Here is a 19217-nt window from a genome sequence, read left to right as displayed (position 1 = left end):
TTACATTTTATACTTTTAAAACAAGCTCTGTCAATAATTTTTTGAAGTAGTTGACAATATTTTAACTAATAAATGTATGGGTACATTTTTCAAATAATTGTTTTACATATACAATTATTAGCAGCAACACAATAATAATTAATATTGGAGGAGCAGTTATGGCAAAATATGAATTAAACAAAAATCTTGCCCAGATGTTAAAAGGCGGCGTAATAATGGATGTAGTAAACAGAGAACAGGCAATTATTGCCGAAAAGGCAGGAGCTTGTGCAGTTATGGCTCTTGAAAGAGTACCTTCTGATATAAGAAGAGAAGGTGGAGTTGCAAGAATGTCAGATCCTAAAATGATAAGAGAAATACAAAATTCGGTATCAATACCTGTTATGGCCAAAGTAAGAATAGGACACTTTGTAGAAGCACAAATTCTACAGCAATTAAATATAGATTTCATAGATGAAAGTGAAGTTTTAACTCCTGCGGATAATTCCTATCACATAAATAAAAAAGATTTTAAAATACCTTTTGTATGTGGGGCACGAAATCTTGGAGAAGCTCTTAGAAGAATTGGTGAAGGTGCATCAATGATAAGAACAAAAGGCGAGGCTGGAACAGGAAATGTTGTTGAAGCTGTAACTCATATGAGGACAATGGTAGATGAAATTCAAAGAGTTAAAAGTGCGGGAAAAGAGGAGCTTATGACTCTTGCAAAACAATTTCAAGCACCTTATGATCTAATGGAATATGTATGGGAAAATGGAAAACTTCCTGTAGTAAATTTTGCAGCAGGTGGAATTGCAACTCCTGCAGATGCAGCATTAATGATGCAGCTTGGAGCTGAAGGAGTATTTGTTGGTTCTGGAATATTCAAATCTGAAAATCCAGAAAAAAGAGCAAAGGCAATTGTACTTGCCACCACTTATTATGATAATGCTGAAAAAGTTGAAAGAGCCTCTGAAGATATTGGAACTGCAATGTCTGGAATTGAAATAAAAGACATAGAAGAAAAATATGCAGAAAGAGGATGGTAGTATGAAAATCGGTGTACTGTCATTTCAAGGCGGTGTAAAGGAACATATGGACCATATAAAATCTCTTGGAGCTGATGCTGTAGAAATAAAAGATTGCGGACAACTAGATGAAATCGACGGCATAATACTTCCTGGTGGTGAAAGTACTACTATGGGAAAGCTCCTTGAAATCACAAAAATGATGCAGCCATTAAGAGAAAAAATTCTAAATGGTCTTCCTGCATGGGGAACATGTGCAGGTATGATACTTCTGGCAAATTCAATAGAGGGCAGTAGAAGAAGCTACCTTTCCGTCATAGACATATCTGTAAGAAGAAATGCCTATGGAAGGCAAATTGACAGCTTCTGTGACTATGCACTTATTCCTGAAGTATCTGATTTTAAAATACCGCTGGTTTTTGTAAGAGCTCCATTTATAACACATTTGGGTGATGATGTAAAAAGGCTGTGCACTATAAGGGAAAATGTAGTTGCCGCCAGACACAATAACATTCTCGTAACTTCATTTCATCCAGAACTTACAGAAGATTTCAAATTTCACGAATATTTTTTATATATGATTTAGTCAATTCACAGTTCACAATTTAAAATTTACAGTTGTGAACTGTTATTATCTGAGTATGTTACCAAATTTGATAGTGGAAAAACATTTATAACAGGCTCTTCATAGGGATGAACTCTTCTTATGGTTTTTATGGTATTTTCAATCACTTTACTTCTACAGCAAAATTCCACCTTACATTCTTCTTCACTACTTATCTCACCGACTTTTCCCTCAAATGGATTGGAGCCTTTCAAAGGTCTCCAGTATCCTGCAACTTTGGATACAGACATGCAATTGTCATAATTTCCTCCTATGCTGAGCGCTCCTATTTCATTTAAACTCTCCCTTAACTCTGTTACATATTCCTCAGGTATAAATGTTTCAACCTTGTAATTTTCAATTTTCAAATCTATTACCTCCGATTAATTTTCTGCATTAATCATGCAGATTATGTGCAAATGCTGCAGCTGCCTCCAAATCATCCTCATTAGGTCTTCCCTTTGCTATACCCCCAAATAACTTAAATGGGCCGTAAGTATCAAATCCTTTTGAAGCAAAGCTTGCTACAACATCAAATCCATGCTCAACCAATTTATTCTTTAATGAATCGTTATATTCAACTTTTCCCTGTCCGCTTGTAGAAAATATAAATGCCTTTTTATCTTTAAATACAGGCATATCATCTATCAATTTTAGAAGTTCCTTATGAAATTTGCCATAAAATATTCCTGAACCAAATCCTATCAAGTCATATTTGTCCATTTCATCTAATTTTACATCCTTAACGTTCACGATATCACTTTTCAGTTCTCCTGCGATTTTCTCCGCAATTTTTTCAGTATTCTTATGATGCACGGAAATACAAATTATTAAACTCTTCAAAATAAAACCTCCTGTTTTTGAGTACACACTTAATTTTCTTCATATAAATATTATAATACAATATTTAAATATTTTGACATTATTTTTTTGAAAAGCTATACTTAGTTTGAACACTAATTATAGAGGGGGTATAACATGAAAAATACAGTGTTTCTAAATTCTAAGAAGTTGAACTTTGACAACAAAATGGACTTTTCGAATCTTGACAGTTTCACAAAAGTTACAAGATATGATATAAGCATTGAAAATGAAATTTTAGACAGAGTTCAGAATCAAAACATAGTAGTTACAAAAGAACTTCCTTTAGGGGCAGATTTAATATCAAAATTCCCATCTACAGTAGAACTCATATGTGAAGCTGGTACAGGCTATAACAACATAGACATGGAAACTGCAAAGGAAAAGAATATCAAAGTATGCAATGTTCCAGGATACAGTACAGATGCTGTAGCCCAACTGGCTATTACTTTTATGCTTAGCTTGAGTTCTTCCCTGGCTCTTCAACAGATTATGATAAAGCAAAATAATTTCGATAATTTTACAAAGGATCTTCAAGTCCCTCATTTTGAAATAAAAGGTAAAACTCTTGGAGTGATTGGTGCAGGCTCTATAGGCCAGAGTGTAATAAAAACTGCTTTAAGTTTGGGGATGAATGTACTCGTATACAATAGAAGTGTAAAACCCATTAAAAATGTAAAATTTGTTTCTTTAGAAGAACTTCTAAAAGAAAGTGATTTTGTAACAATTCACTGCCCACTTACTGATGCTACAAAACATCTCATAGATATAGACAAACTTAAGATTATGAAAGCTTCATCTTTCATTATAAACACTGCGAGAGGCGCTATAATAAAAGAATCGGATTTGATAGAAGCTTTAAACAAAAATATAATTGCAGGTGCAGCTTTAGATGTTCAGGAAAAAGAACCACTTGACACAAAGAGTCCACTTTTCTCCATGGAAAACGTTATATTGACTCCTCACATAGGTTGTAAATGTATTGAATCAAGACAAAGATTAATCGAACTTCTTGGGAAAAATATCAAGTCATTTATAGATAATAGGCCTATAAATGTAGTTAGTTAAATTAAAAAAAAGAATTTCCAGGTAACAACTGCCTTGAAGTTACCTGGAAGTTATCTATCCGAAAATGCTTGCAAAAAAGCTTTTTATGGCATTTCCTATTTTAGAAAAAAAGCCCTGTGCTTCTGGAGTTGACAGCTTATCCTTTAATTGATTGGTAACACCATTCAATTGACCTTGTATTTCTCCGAAGTTCAAATTCAAGCCATTTATTTTGTTCATAACTGAAGTTATATTATTGATATCCCCTTCACTTAAATTTATGTTATAGTTATTTGTTACATTTTCCACTATCTTTTTTACTCCTGCTTCAGTTTTAGGCTTATCTTGAACAACCTGTTTCTTAATGTCATTCATAAGTCCTGCCGCCTTGTCTTTTCCTATTTTATCACCAATATCTCCTGTGGTCATCAATTCGTCATTTGCAACTTTTTTCTTGTTTTCATCGATTTTACTACCTGAACTGCTGGTTTCATAACCCTTTAAAATTCCTGTGAGAGCTGCAGTACCTGATACAGTAAATGGAGCTGCCGCCTTTACATTGGCATTCTTGACTCCTGCAGTAATCAATGCATTTTTTATCATGCTGCTGCTTACCCATGATATATTGTGTGTAGATACATTTAATCCTCCACTTGTAGTCGGCTCTACATAAGCACAGGATATTGATTTTGTACCAATTTGATCGCTGCTGGCTACATCACTTAAATATTTTTTCTCTTCATCAATATTTACTTCTATAACATCTGCATCCTGCCTGTTTACTCCAAAATACTTAAGCATGTCCTCTTTCTGACTGCTTGTAAGATTTCCTCCCAATGTAACAACTTTATAGGAATCAGCATATACTCTATTTCCAGCTATGGATATTACTACAGTCAATACCATAAATACTGTCAACAGTTTACTTATACCCGTCTTTAATTTCATATTCAAAACTCCTTTTTAATTTTAATATAATTATATCAGCATTTCCAATAATATAATATACTACATATAGCAACAATAAAAGTATCAATTTATAAACAATATATAAAATTTTTTATGATGTTAAAATAAACGAATTATGATAAAATGTATTCCAATACTTAAATAATTAATTGTAGGAAGTGATAACTATATTATGTTTAAAAACATGAGAAAATCGGAAAGACAATTGGACAGTGATGAAATCAAGGATATATTAAATAGTGGTGAATATGGAATTTTGGCAACTACAGGAGAAAATAATTACTCATATGCTATTCCCCTAAACTATGTATATTGGAATAACAGCATATATTTTCACTGTGCATTTGAGGGAAATAAAATTGACAATATAAACTTGAACAATAAAGTTTGCTTTTGTGTAGTTGGAAAGACAGAGATAATTCCAAATAAATTTACTACCAAGTATAAAAGTGCTGTAGCTTTTGGAAAGGCATCTTCTATATCAGACGATAATGAAAAGAAAAAAGTCCTATATGGATTTATACAAAAGTATTCTCCAGACTTTAAAATGGAAGGTAGTATTTATATAGACAAGGCTGTTTCAAAGACAAATATAATAAAAATATCTATTGACTACGTAACTGCAAAGGGAAGACTCAAATGATCTTCCCAAAGATTAATCAGACTATTAAATTTTAAATTTTTGAATCATCATACTAAGATTCTCTGCCATTTCTGCCTGGCCCTGTGCAGTTTCAGATATCTGAACCATTCCTTTGGATGCTTCATCAATACTTGATTTTATAGTTTCTATATTCTGTGAAGCATTTTGTACCACTCCAGCTGTACTTTGAACCGCCTGACTTACCTGACTTATGGTAGCTGTAATTTGCTGGGACATAGAAGAAATTTTTTCAGACATACTGCTTATAAAATCAGCATCAGCATAATATTTATCGCCAATATTTTGGCAGGAGTTAAGTTGAGAACTCACATCATCATTGATAAAATTTAATACATTTCTACTGCTTTTCGAAAGATTGTCAAATGCATGCTGAACTTTTAAAATAGTACCTTGAATTCCACTTACTGCTTGCTGTGATTGCTCTGCAAGTTTTCTAACTTCTCCTGCAACTACCTGAAATCCCTTTCCATTTTCACCTGCTCTTGAAGCCTCTATAGCTGCATTCAATGCTAAAAGATTGGTCTGTTGTGCAATTGACGCAATGGTATTGGCCATAACTTTTATTTCTTCAACTATTTTACCTTCTTCTATTGCCTTCAATATTGTTTCATTATTATTATTGCTTAAGTTTTTAATTTTTTCTATAGAATTTCTAACTTCTTTTTTTATCTCAACAGCGCTGAGTTTAGTGCTTCTAGATTTATCATTTCCATCATCAGCCTTGTGAGAAAGTTCATTAACACTGGAATCCACCTGTTGAATAGAAGCACTTATTTCTTCAGATGAAGCACCACTCTCCTGAACATCCTCTGATATGGCAACTGTTGAACTGTTTATCTCCTCAAATTTTGAAGTAAGCTCTTCTACTGTAGAATAAAGTTCCTCACTGGCAGAACTCATATTTTGTGAATCATTTAAAATAGTTTTTACAAGTTGCTTTATGTTTTCCTGGGCTTTAACAAGTTCTTTTTTTGCCTTTCCAAATTCATCCTCCCTGTCTATCTCATATTCGTGGGAAAAATCATATTCTGCTAAATTTTTTGATATTTCCATAATCTGTATTAATGATTTATTTATGTCTTTTGAAGTTAAAATTCCTATTCCTATTGCCAATAATATTCCTATTACCATGATGATAACCATATTTACACTATTTTTATAATATACCCAATAATTGTTTAAATAGGAATTGTTGGCAGTATTATCACTGATATTAATTAATTGATTAATATTTTTATTCATACTTTCTATTATAGGATTTATTCTATTAACAAAAGTTGATTGTGCTTCAGAATATTTTCCATGTTGTGCTAAATTTATTACACTTTGTCTGGCATTTCTATAAGCATCAAGTTGCTTATTATAATTTATCCATAGATTTTCTTCTTTCTGACTCTTAAATATTTTTTCAAACTGTGAACTGTATTTTTCATCATTAACTCTAGTATTATCCAAATCATTTTTGATTTGAATTACTTGTGAAGTGTCTTTCTGATATGATAATTTTAATAAATCCGTATTGCTTTGCATTAGATTTTCCTTGATATTTGATAATATGTATATGCTTTTAAAATTAGTATTGTACATACTTCTTGAATTAGTATTGGCTACCCTGAGTGCATACATACTCATAACACCGACCAATATAATTAGCAGTGATATTATTATAAAAGATAAAACAATTCTTACTCCAACCCTGACATTTTTCAAAAGATTCATTGTATCCCCCCATAAAATTTAAGCTAACAAACTTTTAATGCTATTACTCAAAGTTCAACTTGAAAAAGCGTTTACAAAACAGTTTGAAAATCATTTAAATAACATATGCTATTATTGCTGATACAATAATTAATTTAATAATATATTTTCAATGTTAGTGTATGTTATTTGAAACTATCTTACAAATTATTACATAAAATTGCTAAATATGCCCTTTATGTTCATCTTTAGCAACATTATAGCATTTTAAGAATGTAGAATCAATTATTATGATTACATTTTAAATTTAGGAGGAAAGAATATTGAAAATATACTGGTACGATGGAAATAAGAATATAGTTGGGGTAAGAGTAAAACAAGCTAGATTATCCCATAATCCTGCCCTAACTCAAGACAATCTATCCGCAAAACTAGAACTTATGAATATTAAACTTGATAGAATTTCCATATCAAGAATAGAATCTGGAAATAGATTTGTTGCGGATTATGAAATAGTAGGAATAGCAAAAGCCCTTAATGTAAGTTTGAACTGGCTTCTTCTAGGAGAAAACTAAAAGAGCCCTAGAGAGCTCTTACAAATTAATTATAGATTCATATGTCTAATATTTTTAATTGCATCTATAACTCTAATAGAATCTTCAAAACCAGCTTTATATATTTTTGCCATTGCAATGTCTAATTGTTCATCTAAAATATCTTCATATTTTATAAATAGACTTCGTTCTTCTGAATTCAATTTATTCATAATTTTATTTTCAATATTTCTTGATCTGATTTTTAATTCATTATACTTTGAATTATTTTTCAAATTTAATAAAGTTTTACTTATTCTCCTTTCCATAAAATATGTAACAGTATCTTCAAAATCCTTATCCATAACTATACCTCCAAATGATATTTTGATGTATAGTTATAACTCGTGCAGAATAAAGTTTCAAGTCTATTTTAATAAATTTAAATATTTATTCTTAAAAAAGCATTTACAGCTGCGTAAATGCTTTTTATATAATATCTTAAACAATATAACAATATATGTTTTTAGCAGGAAGCTAATTCCTTACCTAAATTTTTGCATTCTTCTTCTGATTCACCTTCTGGTGCTTCATTTACTATAAGTCCATCATTTACCAGGTTAGCGCCATAGCCTTCCATTCGTTCAACCCAACTTCTCATCCATTCACCATCACCCCATCCATAGGAACCAAATAAGGCAATTTTTTTACCTGAAACAGCCGCAGATATACTTTCAACAAAAGGTTCCATTTCAGCTTCTTCAATAACTTCTGCACCCATAGCTGGTGATCCAAGAGCTACAACATCTGCATCTTTTACATCAGCTTCACCAGCACTTGAAACATTTATAAGATTTACATCGGCTCCTTTTTCTTTAGCGCCCTCTGCAATTAAGTTAGCCATGGATTCTGTATTTCCTGTGCCTGTCCAATAAATTATATTTACTTTTGACATATATTAATCACCTCATTGATTTATTTGATAATGAATATCACTATCAAATAAATGATATAATTATTTCACAATTTTGTCAATACCATAACAAAGATTTTTTTTATATTATACAGCCTACTCTGTTGTTCAAAAATTCTATAAATGTCCTCTGTATTATTTTTTCCCTGTAAAATCTCATGCAAACATCAAATAGTTGATCTCTGGTAATACCTATGTCCTCCTCAACTACCTCTTGAAATTCCTGACCATCCATTAAATTTTCAGCTATTTCCAATGCATTACCGTATATACTCATATTTAGTATTACATTTTCTCTATTCCAAAATGAATTAAATCTTTTGCAAAAGTCAGAAAGATGTACAATACAGCTGTCATTCTCCAACTTCCAAAAGCTTTCAATTTCAACAATCTGGCTCTTCATTATTTTTCTGTACTCTGAAGAAGATTTATCAATGTATTTAATATATTCATCAGTAGAGCAAACAGGTACACTTACAGGTGTTCTACCTTTATTTATCACGTGAAAAAATGCCATTGGAATATATACATATTGAAAAAATCCAAGTGCTGCCTTTGTATCCATATAACAAGACCAATCATTATCCAATAATTTGCAATCATAGTCTATAATAGCGGTATTTACAAACATACTTTTTTCTATAGAAACACTTTTTTCAAAATTATTAAGTCTGAAAACATCCCTGTTCTCAAGTGCATGCTCCCAGTAATAATAGTTATGATATTTATTCATATATATATCACATCCCCATAAAGTATAAATCAAACAAACTATTTGGAATACAACTCAACTACTGAAATTTCATTTACTTCTATAGGTAATTCTTCTCTTTCAGGAAGTCTTGCAAGCTTTCCACTGAAATCATCAAAATTTTTCTCTATGTAAGGAAGCTCAAATTTCCTGAGGTCTAAAAAATTACCTGCGAATTCTTCATTCTTTCTTGACTTTTCTTTAAGAGAAATTATATCTCCCACTTTCACCCCATAAGAAGGTATATTTACTTTCTTTCCGTTTACAAGTATATGTCCATGAGTTACTATCTGACGTGACTGCCTTATGGAATTTCCAAATCCTATCCTGTAAGTTAAATTATCCAATCTACATTCAAGCAACTTCAAAAGTTCCGTACCTGTCATTCCCTTTCTCTCTTCAGCATGTTTTACATACCTTCTAAATTGTTTTTCAAACAACCCATAATATGCCTTTATTTTTTGTTTTTCAAGAAGTTGCAGTCCATAATTTGACATCTTTTTTCTATACTTTGAATTCACAGCCTCGGCTCTCTTCATAGCCTTTGGATGTCCGTAAATATTGACCCCTAATCTTCTGCTCAATTTAAATCTTGGTTCCCTTCTAGTTGCCATCTCAAAATTTCCTCCTACTATATAAATAATCTACAATACTCTAGATTATACTATAAATGATAATGAATATCAATATCATAGAGAGACTTTATATAAAAAACCCTGCACAAACATATTTGTACAGGGTAAATTTCTAATTAATATAAATCCTATTGTCTTATCTGGCCACTGCCATAAATTATATATTTTTCTGTAGTCAATTCATTCAATCCCATAGGTCCTCTGGCATGAAGTTTCTGAGTGCTTATGCCTATTTCGCCGCCAAAGCCGAACTGTCCGCCGTCGGTAAATCTTGAAGATGCATTTACATAAACAGCTGCAGCGTCCACTTCGTTTAAAAATCTTTCAGAGTTGGCATAACTATTTGTTACAATAACTTCAGAATGTCTTGTACCATATTTATATATATGATCCATAGCCTCATCTATAGAAGATACTACTTTTACTGCAAGAATTAGATCCAGATATTCAGTTGCCCAATCATCTTCAACTGCTGGAACTATTCCATCAACAATCTTTTGTGTAATGCTGCATCCTCTTATTTCAACACCAATATGCTTCAGTTTGTCACAGAGATTTGGCAGAAACTGGGCTGCTATGCTCTTGTGAACAAGAAGAGTTTCCATTGCATTGCATACTCCCGGTCTTTGAGTTTTAGCATTTATAATTATATCTTCTGCCATTTTAAAATCCGCATCTTTGTCTACATAGACATGGCAATTTCCAAGTCCCGTTTCTATAACCGGTACTGTAGAGTTTTTGACCACACTCTTTATAAGTCCAGCTCCTCCTCTTGGTATTAGCACATCTATATACTCATTTAATTTCATCATTACATTGACAGATTCCCTGTCTGTAATATCTACAAGCTGTATTGATCCATCTTCAAGTCCCACCTCAGAAGCAGCTTTTGATATTACATTGTATATTGCTACATTTGAATTTATTGCTTCGCTTCCACCTTTTAATATAACTGCATTTCCAGACTTTATGCATAATGCAGATGCATCTACTGTAACATTTGGTCTTGCCTCATAAATTATTCCTATAACTCCAAGTGGAACTCTGGTCCTTCCTATTCTAAGCCCATTTGGCCTTTTCCACATTTTTGTAACTTCACCTATTGGGTCTGGAAGTGCTGCAGTATCTTTTAAAGTTTTAGCCATACCTTCTATTCTTTCATCATTTAACATGAGTCTGTCAATCAATGATAGTGATATGCCTTTTTTTCTGGCATTTTCCACGTCCTTTTTATTTTCTTCTATTATATATTCTTTATTTTTCAAGATAGCTTCACTCATATTCAAAAGAGCCTTGTTTTTAACCAAAGTACTTTCATAGGACAACTTTTTGGAAGCTTTCTTAGCAAGCCTGGATTTTTTTACAACATATTCTTTTATGTCCAAATATACCCCTCCATTTTATTGTGTTTTTGGCAAAAATAATGTTCCTACATTTTTAAAGCATATTATATCCCTGATTATATCGGGAGTTTCCCCTTTTGCAATTACCATGGGCACTCCATCTGAAGTGGCAATTTTAGCCGCCCTTATTTTAGTTACCATTCCTCCTGTACCAAGCTTACTTCCAGATCCTCCTGCACAGTTTTCTATCTTATCTGTTATTTCACTTACACAGTTTATCAAGACAGCATTGTGATTATCCTTAGGATTGTCATTGTACAATCCATCTATATCTGAAAGAAGAATTAAAAGATCAGCATCTATAAGAGATGCTACCATTGCAGACAGTGTATCATTGTCGCCAAATTTAATTTCATCTACTATAATTGCATCATTTTCATTGACTATGGGTATAACTCCCCTTTCAAGAAGTTCGCAAAATGTATTCTTGGCATTTGTAACTCTTTCTTCCTGAGTTATATCATCTTTTGTAATAAGTATCTGTGCCACAGTCTTTCCATACTCTGAAAAGAACTTTTCATATGTATTCATCAAAATTCCCTGTCCAACTGCAGCTGCTGCCTGACTTACCACAACATTTGTGGGTTTCTTTTTAAGTCCAAGCTTTCCTATGCCTGCACCTATTGCTGCCGATGTAACAAGTACAACTTCCAATCCTCTGTTATGTAAATCCGAAATCTGTCTTACGAGATGTTCTATCATATATAAATTTAAAAGTCCACTCTCATAAGTGATGGTTGAACTTCCAACTTTTATTACAACTCTTTTAACATTTTTCAAGTAGTGCTGTCTATTATTCATTATATATTTCACCTATTTTTTAATTTTTGATGTATAATTAAGTCTATAAATTATACACCTATTTTAAAAATTATATCATAAAAATTCATAAGTTTTCAAGGAGTGTTGATTAATGGACAAAAAACTTGGTTTAATCGGATGCGGAAATATGTCACAGGCTATTATAGGTGGAGTTGTAAGTTCAAGAACTCTTCTGCCTGAGGATATTATTGTAAGCAATCCTTCGGAGCCCAAGCTAAAAGAGGCGCAAGACAAATACAAAATTGAAACAACCACAGACAATATAGAAGTTGCAAAAGTTTCAGATATAATCATACTTGCCGTAAAGCCAAACAAATATCCGGAAGTGATTTCTGAAATAAAAGATCATATACGCAAAAATACCATAATAGCAACAATTGCTGCAGGAATACCCATAGAGAGAACAGAAGCTCTGTTTGAAAAAGATGTAAAAATAGCAAGAGCCATGCCAAATACTCCTGCATTAGTTAAAGAAGCCATGACGGCACTTTGTTTTAACAACAATGTAAATGATGATGATATAAATAAAATTGTTGATATATTCAACAGCTGTGGAAAATCTGAAATAGTTGATGAAAAACTAATAGATGCTGTAACAGGTGTAAGTGGTTCATCTCCAGCCTATGTGTACATGTTTATTGAAGCAATGGCGGATGCTGCAGTACTTCAAGGCATGCCAAGAAAAAGTGCATATAAATTTGCAGCACAGGCAGTACTTGGATCTGCAAAAATGGTACTTGAGACAGGACTGCATCCAGGAGAATTAAAAGACAATGTATGTTCCCCTGGAGGAACTACAATTGATGCAGTACGTATACTAGAAAAGGATAATTTCAGATATGCAATAATTGATGCCATAAATACTTGCACTGAAAAATCAAAGCAAATGTCAAAAAACAATTAGTAAATAAACATGGGATTAAATCCCATGTTTATTTATTTTATTGTAGATTTTATATTTTTCTGCAAACTTACTATTTTAGAATAGCTATAATCAGTACTATTGCAACTAGGATAATTTGATTCATTCCACTTATGGTCTACTGAAAGTTGTTTGTCTGTTATATTAAAATATAAGTGGGAAAGTACATTTGTACCATTGTCAGTAACAGGATCATCCCATGTTGAATCCAAATTATAATATTTTCCCTGTATTTTTACTATATTCCATGCATGTCCAATTAAACCGCTTCCATTGTTTGCCTGTCCTATAACCATAATGTTTTCTATACCTGCTGCTTTAAGAAGCCTGTACATTGCATCTGCATATCCCTGACATACTCCAACTCCATCTATCAAAATACCATAGGCATTATATGAGTCATCAGGAATGCCTCCATTTTCATCTCTCTGGTCATACTTGGCATTGTTTACAACATAATCATGAAGCGCCAGTTCCTTTTGATAATCCTTCATGCTGGAATTTGTAACACTATTTACTATATCCTGTACTTTTTTATTGAGTACATTATTCTTCTGTATGAGATTCTGCTTTGTATCACTGTATTTAAAATTTATAGTCATTTTAACCGGATTGCTGTATTCAACAGTACCAGTGGCACTTTCATATCCCAATCTCAATTCAGGATAATCATTCATAATGTTATTTATAACATTTAAATCATAACTTTTACTGTCATAATTTTTTATATTTAATACAAGCTGACTTCTATAATCCTCCAATGCATTTTTCAATATATTGTAATAGTCATTATAACTGTTTATGTTTATGCAATTATCGTTATCTATTGAAAAATTGTACTTTACAGATTTATTTAATTTATTTCCATAAATATCTTTTAGATCATCAGCCACATCCAATACATAATTTTGCCCATTCTTATACTGATCTTTTGCAGAGACTATAATAGTATTTTTATCTTTCTCAGAAATATTAATATCCACATTTTTATCATTTTCAGTTTCATATACCTTAATATAATTGCCGGCATCATTCATGTCAACCGGTCTGTTAAAAGTTATAGTCCATATTTTATCATCACTAACTTTAGAAACAGTTCCATTATTCCATAAACTAGAGTTTCCATCTGCATAAACAGTTTGTCCTATAAAAATAAATATGGCCGTAAAAAATATTAAATTTATATTACGAATTTTCTTTAACACTTTAGTACCTCCTTTACTACCTTTTTGCAGACAATAAATTTCAGATACTATTTATCCAGTAATTTATAGAGCACCTGGGTTCCACAGTCACCTTTATTTTCGGATAAAAGTTCATCATACAGTGATTTGGAAAGTTTAAGTGCTGGAGTTTCCAAATTCATATTTTCAGCCTCATCTAAAGCTATATTCATATCTTTTACAAAGTGCTTGACATAAAATCCAGGTTTAAAATCACCTTTTATCATCCTTGGTGCCAGATTACTTAGAGACCAGCTGCTTGCTCCACCGACTTCTATGCTTTTAAGTACTGTTTCAGGATCAAGACCTGATTTTTTAGCATATGCCACGGCTTCGCATACTCCCATCATATTAGCTGCTATAGCTATCTGATTGCACATCTTGGTATGCTGTCCTGAACCTGCAGGCCCCTGAAGTACTATATTTTTTCCCATTAATTCAAAAATCGGATTAACTTCTTCAAATACATTCCTGTCACCGCCTACCATAATTGACAGTGTGCCATTCTTAGCCCCTACATCACCACCTGATACTGGAGCATCAAGTGAATATAAACCTTTCTTCTTAGCTTCCTCATATATTTTCTTTGCCAGTGATGGCTTGGATGTTGTCATATCTATTATTGTACTTCCACGTTTTGCATTATTGACTACTCCATTTTCACCAAGATAAGTTTCTTCCACGTCTTTAGGATATCCAACTATGGAGATTACTATATCTGATTCCCTGGCAAGTTCCGCAACACTGTCTTTCCACCTGGCACCATTTTTCACAAGATTATCAGCCTTTGACCTGGTTCTATTATATACAAGCAGATTATATCCACCGGCTAATAGATTTGATGCCATGCTATTACCCATTACACCTGTTCCAATAAATCCTATAATTGCATTTTTATTTGACATGTAATCCCACCTTTATTCAATTCACAATGCACAATTAACAATTCACAATTATGTATTATATAATTATAATTATACATAATGAGAATGAAATTTAAAAGTATTATTCGACCCAAATAGTGTTTATTGCTTAATATGCGATAGACTTGAGTTAAAAACCCGAAGCTTCCAAAGTTTCGGGTTTTTAAACAATATGAAATTAAAAAGTTTCTTTTACTACAATTTCGTCTAGAGCCTTGCGTTCAGTATCATGTCTGTTTGGAGAAGCAAGTTTGCAATCGGCATAACCTATACCTATAATGCTTATCGGAATTATATTTTCTGGTATATTGAACTCTCTTCTCAATATTTCAGGATCAAAATGTTCAACCCATATAGTTCCAAGCCCCAGTTCTACGGATTGCAGTATTATGTGAGTTGACACTATACTTCCATCTATATCTGACATATCTTTATTATCATATGGTCTTTTCCACGATTGTGTACAGTCAGAAGTTACTATTATGACCAATGGAGCACCATATAAATTTCCCGATTTTTTTATTTTATCAAGATTTTTCTGTTCTTGTACGACAATAAGTCTTTCAGGCTGTTTATTAGCAGCTGTAGGTGAAATTCTAGCTGCTTCCAAAATTTTTAAAAGTTTTTCATGTTCTACTTTTTTATTTTTGTATTTACGTACTGAACAACGTTTCTTTGCAAGTTCCAAAAAACTCATTACAAATCACTCTCCTTTTACCATTCACAATATACAATTCACAACTTACAATTTAGGAATATAAATTATACTCTAATTATTATTATACTCAATTTTTAATTAATTCATAGAATTCAATTCACAATTTACAATTTATTTATGAAGTAATTGTAAATTGTTGACTACCTAGTCGCATCTTAATGCATCTACCGGATTTAATTTTGCCGCCTTTCTTGCTGGAATTATTCCTGCTATTATACATATCAATATTGTAAATATAATTGTAAATGCAAGAACTGAAACCCTTATGTCAACTATTTTCATTCCCGCTTCTATACCACCTATTTTATATGCTGCAACTACCTTGTTTACAATACCACCCAATATTAAAGCTATTACAATACCTGCAATACTTCCAATAAAACCAAGACTTCCCGACTGCACGGTGAACATTGTACGTATACTCTTTTTAGAAGCTCCCTGTGCCTTCATTATACCTATTGATTTTGTCTTCTCATATACTGACATGGTCATTGTATTTACAACTCCTATGGATGCTACAATAAGCACTATTGCTCCTGCGGCAATTAAAATTGCCTTTATTATAGTGAACATCGTATTCATTCTATCCGCATAACCTGCCTGAGACTGTGTTTCATATCCCATTTTTTTAATTGCACTTTCCACTTTAGTTACATCTGACATGTTTTTGGCCTCAACATTTACAGTAGTATATCCCTTTTTGTTTATATAATCTGTTTCGGACATATAGTATTCTTGAATTCTTGCAGCTATTGAATCTGATGTAGTAATTACATTACTTCCATTATCATATAATTTATTAACTACTCCAGCTATTTTAGCCTTTATTAAAAGTGGTTGTTTCTTTGGGGCGCCTGGAATCTCAGGAAATGAAACAACTACATCTATTTCTTTCCCAACAACACTTTTGTAATCTTTTATTCCTATCCTGTTTAGATAAGTCTGCCCAACAAGTACAGAGTCCATATTCTTCCGTGTCATTGTATCTCCGGCTATTATTGGTCTATATCCATATTTCTTAACCTTTTCTTTATCAGATTTAATCTCATTTTGCTTTGCGTCCATAAAAACATTGAATTTCAGATTATTTCCCTGGACATTTACCTTTTTGCCTGTTCTGCTTCCCAATTTTACTTCTCCCACTTCAGTATCAATAGAAGCACTAACATCTGTTACTCCACTTATTTTTTTAAACTTATCAAGTGTATCTTCATCTATTTTTTTGTCCTTCTCTTTAGTAGTCTTTGGCATTACTTTAATTATTCTCATAGTATCCATCTGTTTTATCTGATCTGACCCTATTTGTTGAATTCCCTGCCCAAGTCCTGCCATTAATATTACAAGCATTGCCCCTACCGCTATGCCAAATGATGTAAGAGCCGTACGAAGTTTTCTTTTATTAAGATCACTAAATGCCATTTTTAAACAATCTGCCAACTTCATCTAAATCATTCCCTTCTTATGAATTCAAAGCTTGTATAGGATCCATCTTGGATGCTTTTCTTGATGGATATATCCCTGCAATTATAGAAATAACAATAGAAAATACCAGTGTACCAAGCGCAAGCCAAAGTGGCATGGTAAAGTTTATAGTCTGAGTTATTTTCTTGCTTTCAAGAAACATCTTAAGTCCAAACTGGATTATATTTAAATTAACAATACTAAATACAAGCCCCAGTATTCCTCCAAAGAAACCAATTATAGAGGACTGGATAATATATATACTGTGTATGTCTTTTCTATTTGCACCTATGGATTTCATGATTCCTATAGATCTGGTTCTCTCGTATATAACCATAATCATGGTATTTACAATGCCAACAGCTGCTACAAAAAGAACTATCAACCCGAGAACGGCAAGTATTATCTTTATTATCTTAAACGAGCTTTCTATTTTCTGAATTATATCCTGATAGCTTACATAAAGATATCCAGTTTTCTTTACTTCATTTCCTATATGTGAAATGTTGTCCGTATTACTACTATTTATGACAACAAAATCATATCCCTCATTTTTTAAATAATCTTTCTGCATTGAATAATAACTTAAAATTTGTGATGTCATGTCCAAAGATGCTACTATTTTATTTTTCTTTTCAAATTTATCGCCTATTATCCCAACTATCTTTCCTTTAACCCGAAGTGGTTTTAATACTATATTCTGATTTTCAGTCTTACTTTCAGTAATATTTATATCTTTTCCAAGGGCACTTTTATAATCTTTTATCCCCATATTTACAAGATACTTTTTCCCTACAAGTACTGCATTTTTATCTGAACTCTTTAAGTTCCTTCCTGCAATAATTGGAACAAGATTTTCATTATTATTGTTTTTTCTCACCGACTCAATATCTACATTGCTAAAATAGCTTGTATTATTATTCAATGCTGTTATATAAGTTTCACCTTTATTATGTTTATTTTCTATTTCCACATTATCTACATTAACTCCTACAAAGCCCTGGACAATTTCCGCTCCAGATATACTCCCAAATTTATCTATTGCCCTGTCATCTATCTTTTTGAACATCTCACTTTCATCAGTATTACCTCCAGCATCGCTATAAATATCAAAATACTTCATATTTGCCACCTGCACCTGTTTCAGCGAAGAACTTTTTTCAATTTCCCCCAGAATCAATTTTTCACCGGAAGTACCAAGGCTTACCAGGGTAACTATGAGCATAGTACCTACTGCTACTGCAAGAGCTGTTAAAAATGTTCTTCCTTTTCTCTTGCCAAGATCCCTTGAGGCAATTTTCAATCCATCTTTAAATTTCATCCCTTGATACCTCCTGTACTTGTCCATCTCTTATCTTTATCATTCTCTTGGCCTTTTTAGCTTCTTCCATATTATGTGTTACCATAATTATGGTATATCCTTTTTCATTAAGATCACTTAAAAGATTCATTATGAGTTCACCATTTTTGGAATCCAGATTTCCTGTAGGTTCATCTGCAAAAATTATACTTGGCTCATTTACGAGTGCTCTGGCAATGCTGACTCTCTGTCTCTGTCCACCTGACATTTCATTTGGTTTATGCTTTATTTTATCCTGAAGCCCTACTATTTCCAGAGCTCTGTTTGCTTTTAATTTTCTTTCCCTGTTTCCTGTTCCTGCAAATATCAAAGGCATCATTACATTTTCAAGAGCAGTTTGGGTGTTTTCCAGATTAAAAGATTGAAAAACAAATCCTATAGTCTGATTTCTATATTTAGACATATCCTTGTCCTTTAATTTACTTATATCTTTTCCGTTAACCACAATACTTCCTGAAGTCGGTGTATCCAATCCACCAACAAGGTGCATGAGAGTAGATTTTCCTGATCCAGAGGGTCCTACTATTGCCACAAATTCACCATCTTTTATTGTAAGATTTACATTGTCAAGTGCCGTAACTTGTTCTTTACCCATTGTATAGATTTTTGAAACGCCTTTTACTTCTATCATCTCTTTACCTCC

22 protein-coding genes are annotated in these 19217 nt (G+C 32.4%); 6 read left to right on the top strand and 16 right to left on the bottom strand.

Going from position 1 to position 19217, the window contains the following annotated elements; all coding sequences use genetic code 11:
- Positions 1–158: 158 nt before the first annotated feature.
- Together pdxS and pdxT are read left to right on the top strand one after the other, a co-directional pair.
- Positions 159–1028 carry a pyridoxal 5'-phosphate synthase lyase subunit PdxS gene (pdxS, locus tag KM800_RS04340; RefSeq protein ID WP_217811951.1) on the top strand — a complete coding sequence of 290 codons (870 nt, stop codon included), beginning with the start codon at positions 159–161 and terminating at the stop codon, positions 1026–1028.
- Between the two features lies 1 nt (position 1029).
- Positions 1030–1593 (top strand): pyridoxal 5'-phosphate synthase glutaminase subunit PdxT, encoded by a 564-nt coding sequence (pdxT, locus tag KM800_RS04335; protein ID WP_217811950.1) that lies wholly within the window; start codon positions 1030–1032, stop codon positions 1591–1593.
- Between the two features lie 26 nt (positions 1594–1619).
- Here the strand turns inward: pdxT and KM800_RS04330 are convergent, their stop codons facing one another.
- The gene (locus KM800_RS04330) at positions 1620–1979 is read right to left on the bottom strand and encodes a cytochrome C biogenesis protein (protein ID WP_217811949.1); all 360 of its coding nucleotides are present in this window, start codon (positions 1977–1979) and stop codon (positions 1620–1622) included.
- A 28-nt stretch (positions 1980–2007) separates the two neighbouring features.
- Complete coding sequence (locus KM800_RS04325) at positions 2008–2454, bottom strand: flavodoxin family protein (RefSeq protein ID WP_217811948.1); 447 nt, start codon at positions 2452–2454, stop codon at positions 2008–2010.
- A 135-nt stretch (positions 2455–2589) separates the two neighbouring features.
- On the opposite strand from KM800_RS04325, the gene KM800_RS04320 reads away from it, so the two are divergent.
- The gene (locus tag KM800_RS04320; protein ID WP_217811947.1) at positions 2590–3540 is read left to right on the top strand and encodes an NAD(P)-dependent oxidoreductase; all 951 of its coding nucleotides are present in this window, start codon (positions 2590–2592) and stop codon (positions 3538–3540) included.
- 54 nt (positions 3541–3594) lie between these two features.
- On the opposite strand, the gene KM800_RS04315 is transcribed toward KM800_RS04320, so the two are convergent.
- The gene (locus KM800_RS04315) at positions 3595–4467 is read right to left on the bottom strand and encodes a DUF1002 domain-containing protein (RefSeq protein ID WP_217811946.1); all 873 of its coding nucleotides are present in this window, start codon (positions 4465–4467) and stop codon (positions 3595–3597) included.
- A gap of 193 nt (positions 4468–4660) precedes the next feature.
- Between KM800_RS04315 and KM800_RS04310 the strand changes: the two genes are divergently transcribed.
- On the top strand, positions 4661–5131 hold the full coding sequence (locus KM800_RS04310) for a pyridoxamine 5'-phosphate oxidase family protein (RefSeq protein WP_217811945.1): 471 nt from the start codon (positions 4661–4663) through the stop codon (positions 5129–5131).
- Between the two features lie 24 nt (positions 5132–5155).
- Here the strand turns inward: KM800_RS04310 and KM800_RS04305 are convergent, their stop codons facing one another.
- Complete coding sequence (locus KM800_RS04305) at positions 5156–6871, bottom strand: methyl-accepting chemotaxis protein (protein ID WP_217811944.1); 1716 nt, start codon at positions 6869–6871, stop codon at positions 5156–5158.
- A gap of 302 nt (positions 6872–7173) precedes the next feature.
- Here KM800_RS04305 and KM800_RS04300 point away from each other — a divergent pair, with 302 nt between their 5' ends.
- Positions 7174–7425 (top strand): helix-turn-helix domain-containing protein, encoded by a 252-nt coding sequence (locus KM800_RS04300; RefSeq protein WP_217811943.1) that lies wholly within the window; start codon positions 7174–7176, stop codon positions 7423–7425.
- 29 nt (positions 7426–7454) lie between these two features.
- Here KM800_RS04300 and KM800_RS04295 read toward each other — a convergent pair whose 3' ends face one another.
- The 6 genes from KM800_RS04295 to proB all read right to left on the bottom strand — a co-directional run bounded on the left by KM800_RS04295 (position 7455) and on the right by proB (position 11946).
- Entirely contained in the window at positions 7455–7748 is a 294-nt protein-coding gene (locus KM800_RS04295; RefSeq protein ID WP_217811942.1) for a DUF6809 family protein, read from the bottom strand.
- Between the two features lie 161 nt (positions 7749–7909).
- The gene (locus KM800_RS04290) at positions 7910–8338 is read right to left on the bottom strand and encodes a flavodoxin (RefSeq protein WP_217811941.1); all 429 of its coding nucleotides are present in this window, start codon (positions 8336–8338) and stop codon (positions 7910–7912) included.
- 100 nt (positions 8339–8438) lie between these two features.
- The gene (locus KM800_RS04285) at positions 8439–9089 is read right to left on the bottom strand and encodes a hypothetical protein (RefSeq protein WP_217811940.1); all 651 of its coding nucleotides are present in this window, start codon (positions 9087–9089) and stop codon (positions 8439–8441) included.
- 38 nt (positions 9090–9127) lie between these two features.
- Positions 9128–9721 (bottom strand): 30S ribosomal protein S4, encoded by a 594-nt coding sequence (gene rpsD / locus KM800_RS04280; RefSeq protein WP_217811939.1) that lies wholly within the window; start codon positions 9719–9721, stop codon positions 9128–9130.
- Between the two features lie 149 nt (positions 9722–9870).
- Positions 9871–11127 (bottom strand): glutamate-5-semialdehyde dehydrogenase, encoded by a 1257-nt coding sequence (locus KM800_RS04275; RefSeq protein WP_217811938.1) that lies wholly within the window; start codon positions 11125–11127, stop codon positions 9871–9873.
- 15 nt (positions 11128–11142) lie between these two features.
- On the bottom strand, positions 11143–11946 hold the full coding sequence (proB, locus tag KM800_RS04270; protein WP_217811937.1) for a glutamate 5-kinase: 804 nt from the start codon (positions 11944–11946) through the stop codon (positions 11143–11145).
- Positions 11947–12058: 112 nt separating this feature from the next.
- Here proB and proC point away from each other — a divergent pair, with 112 nt between their 5' ends.
- Positions 12059–12871 (top strand): pyrroline-5-carboxylate reductase, encoded by an 813-nt coding sequence (proC, locus tag KM800_RS04265; protein WP_217811936.1) that lies wholly within the window; start codon positions 12059–12061, stop codon positions 12869–12871.
- 32 nt (positions 12872–12903) lie between these two features.
- Here proC and KM800_RS04260 read toward each other — a convergent pair whose 3' ends face one another.
- The 6 genes from KM800_RS04260 to KM800_RS04235 form a co-directional block, all read right to left on the bottom strand.
- Positions 12904–14094, bottom strand: coding sequence for a transglutaminase domain-containing protein (locus tag KM800_RS04260; protein ID WP_217811935.1), 1191 nt, complete (start codon positions 14092–14094; stop codon positions 12904–12906).
- Positions 14095–14141: 47 nt separating this feature from the next.
- On the bottom strand, positions 14142–15017 hold the full coding sequence (locus KM800_RS04255; protein WP_217811934.1) for an NAD(P)-dependent oxidoreductase: 876 nt from the start codon (positions 15015–15017) through the stop codon (positions 14142–14144).
- A 196-nt stretch (positions 15018–15213) separates the two neighbouring features.
- On the bottom strand, positions 15214–15732 hold the full coding sequence (locus tag KM800_RS04250) for a nitroreductase family protein (protein WP_217811933.1): 519 nt from the start codon (positions 15730–15732) through the stop codon (positions 15214–15216).
- 165 nt (positions 15733–15897) lie between these two features.
- On the bottom strand, positions 15898–17196 hold the full coding sequence (locus tag KM800_RS04245; RefSeq protein ID WP_217811932.1) for an ABC transporter permease: 1299 nt from the start codon (positions 17194–17196) through the stop codon (positions 15898–15900).
- A 16-nt stretch (positions 17197–17212) separates the two neighbouring features.
- Positions 17213–18535: an ABC transporter permease gene (locus tag KM800_RS04240; RefSeq protein WP_017752604.1), complete on the bottom strand. Its 1323-nt coding sequence runs from the start codon at positions 18533–18535 to the stop codon at positions 17213–17215.
- Positions 18525–19205, bottom strand: a complete 681-nt coding sequence (locus KM800_RS04235; RefSeq protein ID WP_017752603.1) for an ABC transporter ATP-binding protein — start codon at positions 19203–19205, stop codon at positions 18525–18527. The genes KM800_RS04240 and KM800_RS04235 overlap by 11 nt, the downstream gene beginning before the upstream one ends.
- Positions 19206–19217 lie beyond the last annotated feature (12 nt).

Source organism: Clostridium tyrobutyricum (genome assembly GCF_019144085.1).
Taxonomy (GTDB): Bacteria; Bacillota; Clostridia; order Clostridiales; family Clostridiaceae; genus Clostridium_B; species Clostridium_B tyrobutyricum_A.
The sequence above is the reverse complement of the archived record's forward strand: the minus strand, read 5'-3'. Positions and strand labels throughout refer to the sequence as shown.

Excerpts from the sequence above, each read along its gene's own strand:
- pdxS (WP_217811951.1), top strand. The coding sequence starts at position 159 with ATGGCAAAATATGAATTAAACAAAAATCTTGCCCAGATGTTAAAAGGC.
- KM800_RS04285 (WP_217811940.1), bottom strand. The coding sequence starts at position 9,089 with ATGAATAAATATCATAACTATTATTACTGGGAGCATGCACTTGAGAAC.
- KM800_RS04295 (WP_217811942.1), bottom strand. The coding sequence starts at position 7,748 with ATGGATAAGGATTTTGAAGATACTGTTACATATTTTATGGAAAGGAGA.
- proC (WP_217811936.1), top strand. The coding sequence starts at position 12,059 with ATGGACAAAAAACTTGGTTTAATCGGATGCGGAAATATGTCACAGGCT.
- KM800_RS04245 (WP_217811932.1), bottom strand. The coding sequence starts at position 17,196 with ATGAAGTTGGCAGATTGTTTAAAAATGGCATTTAGTGATCTTAATAAA.
- KM800_RS04290 (WP_217811941.1), bottom strand. The coding sequence starts at position 8,338 with ATGTCAAAAGTAAATATAATTTATTGGACAGGCACAGGAAATACAGAA.
- rpsD (WP_217811939.1), bottom strand. The coding sequence starts at position 9,721 with ATGGCAACTAGAAGGGAACCAAGATTTAAATTGAGCAGAAGATTAGGG.
- KM800_RS04320 (WP_217811947.1), top strand. The coding sequence starts at position 2,590 with ATGAAAAATACAGTGTTTCTAAATTCTAAGAAGTTGAACTTTGACAAC.
- KM800_RS04310 (WP_217811945.1), top strand. The coding sequence starts at position 4,661 with ATGTTTAAAAACATGAGAAAATCGGAAAGACAATTGGACAGTGATGAA.
- pdxT (WP_217811950.1), top strand. The coding sequence starts at position 1,030 with ATGAAAATCGGTGTACTGTCATTTCAAGGCGGTGTAAAGGAACATATG.
- proB (WP_217811937.1), bottom strand. The coding sequence starts at position 11,946 with ATGAATAATAGACAGCACTACTTGAAAAATGTTAAAAGAGTTGTAATA.
- KM800_RS04240 (WP_017752604.1), bottom strand. The coding sequence starts at position 18,535 with ATGAAATTTAAAGATGGATTGAAAATTGCCTCAAGGGATCTTGGCAAG.
- KM800_RS04315 (WP_217811946.1), bottom strand. The coding sequence starts at position 4,467 with ATGAAATTAAAGACGGGTATAAGTAAACTGTTGACAGTATTTATGGTA.
- KM800_RS04250 (WP_217811933.1), bottom strand. The coding sequence starts at position 15,732 with ATGAGTTTTTTGGAACTTGCAAAGAAACGTTGTTCAGTACGTAAATAC.
- KM800_RS04255 (WP_217811934.1), bottom strand. The coding sequence starts at position 15,017 with ATGTCAAATAAAAATGCAATTATAGGATTTATTGGAACAGGTGTAATG.
- KM800_RS04235 (WP_017752603.1), bottom strand. The coding sequence starts at position 19,205 with ATGATAGAAGTAAAAGGCGTTTCAAAAATCTATACAATGGGTAAAGAA.
- KM800_RS04305 (WP_217811944.1), bottom strand. The coding sequence starts at position 6,871 with ATGAATCTTTTGAAAAATGTCAGGGTTGGAGTAAGAATTGTTTTATCT.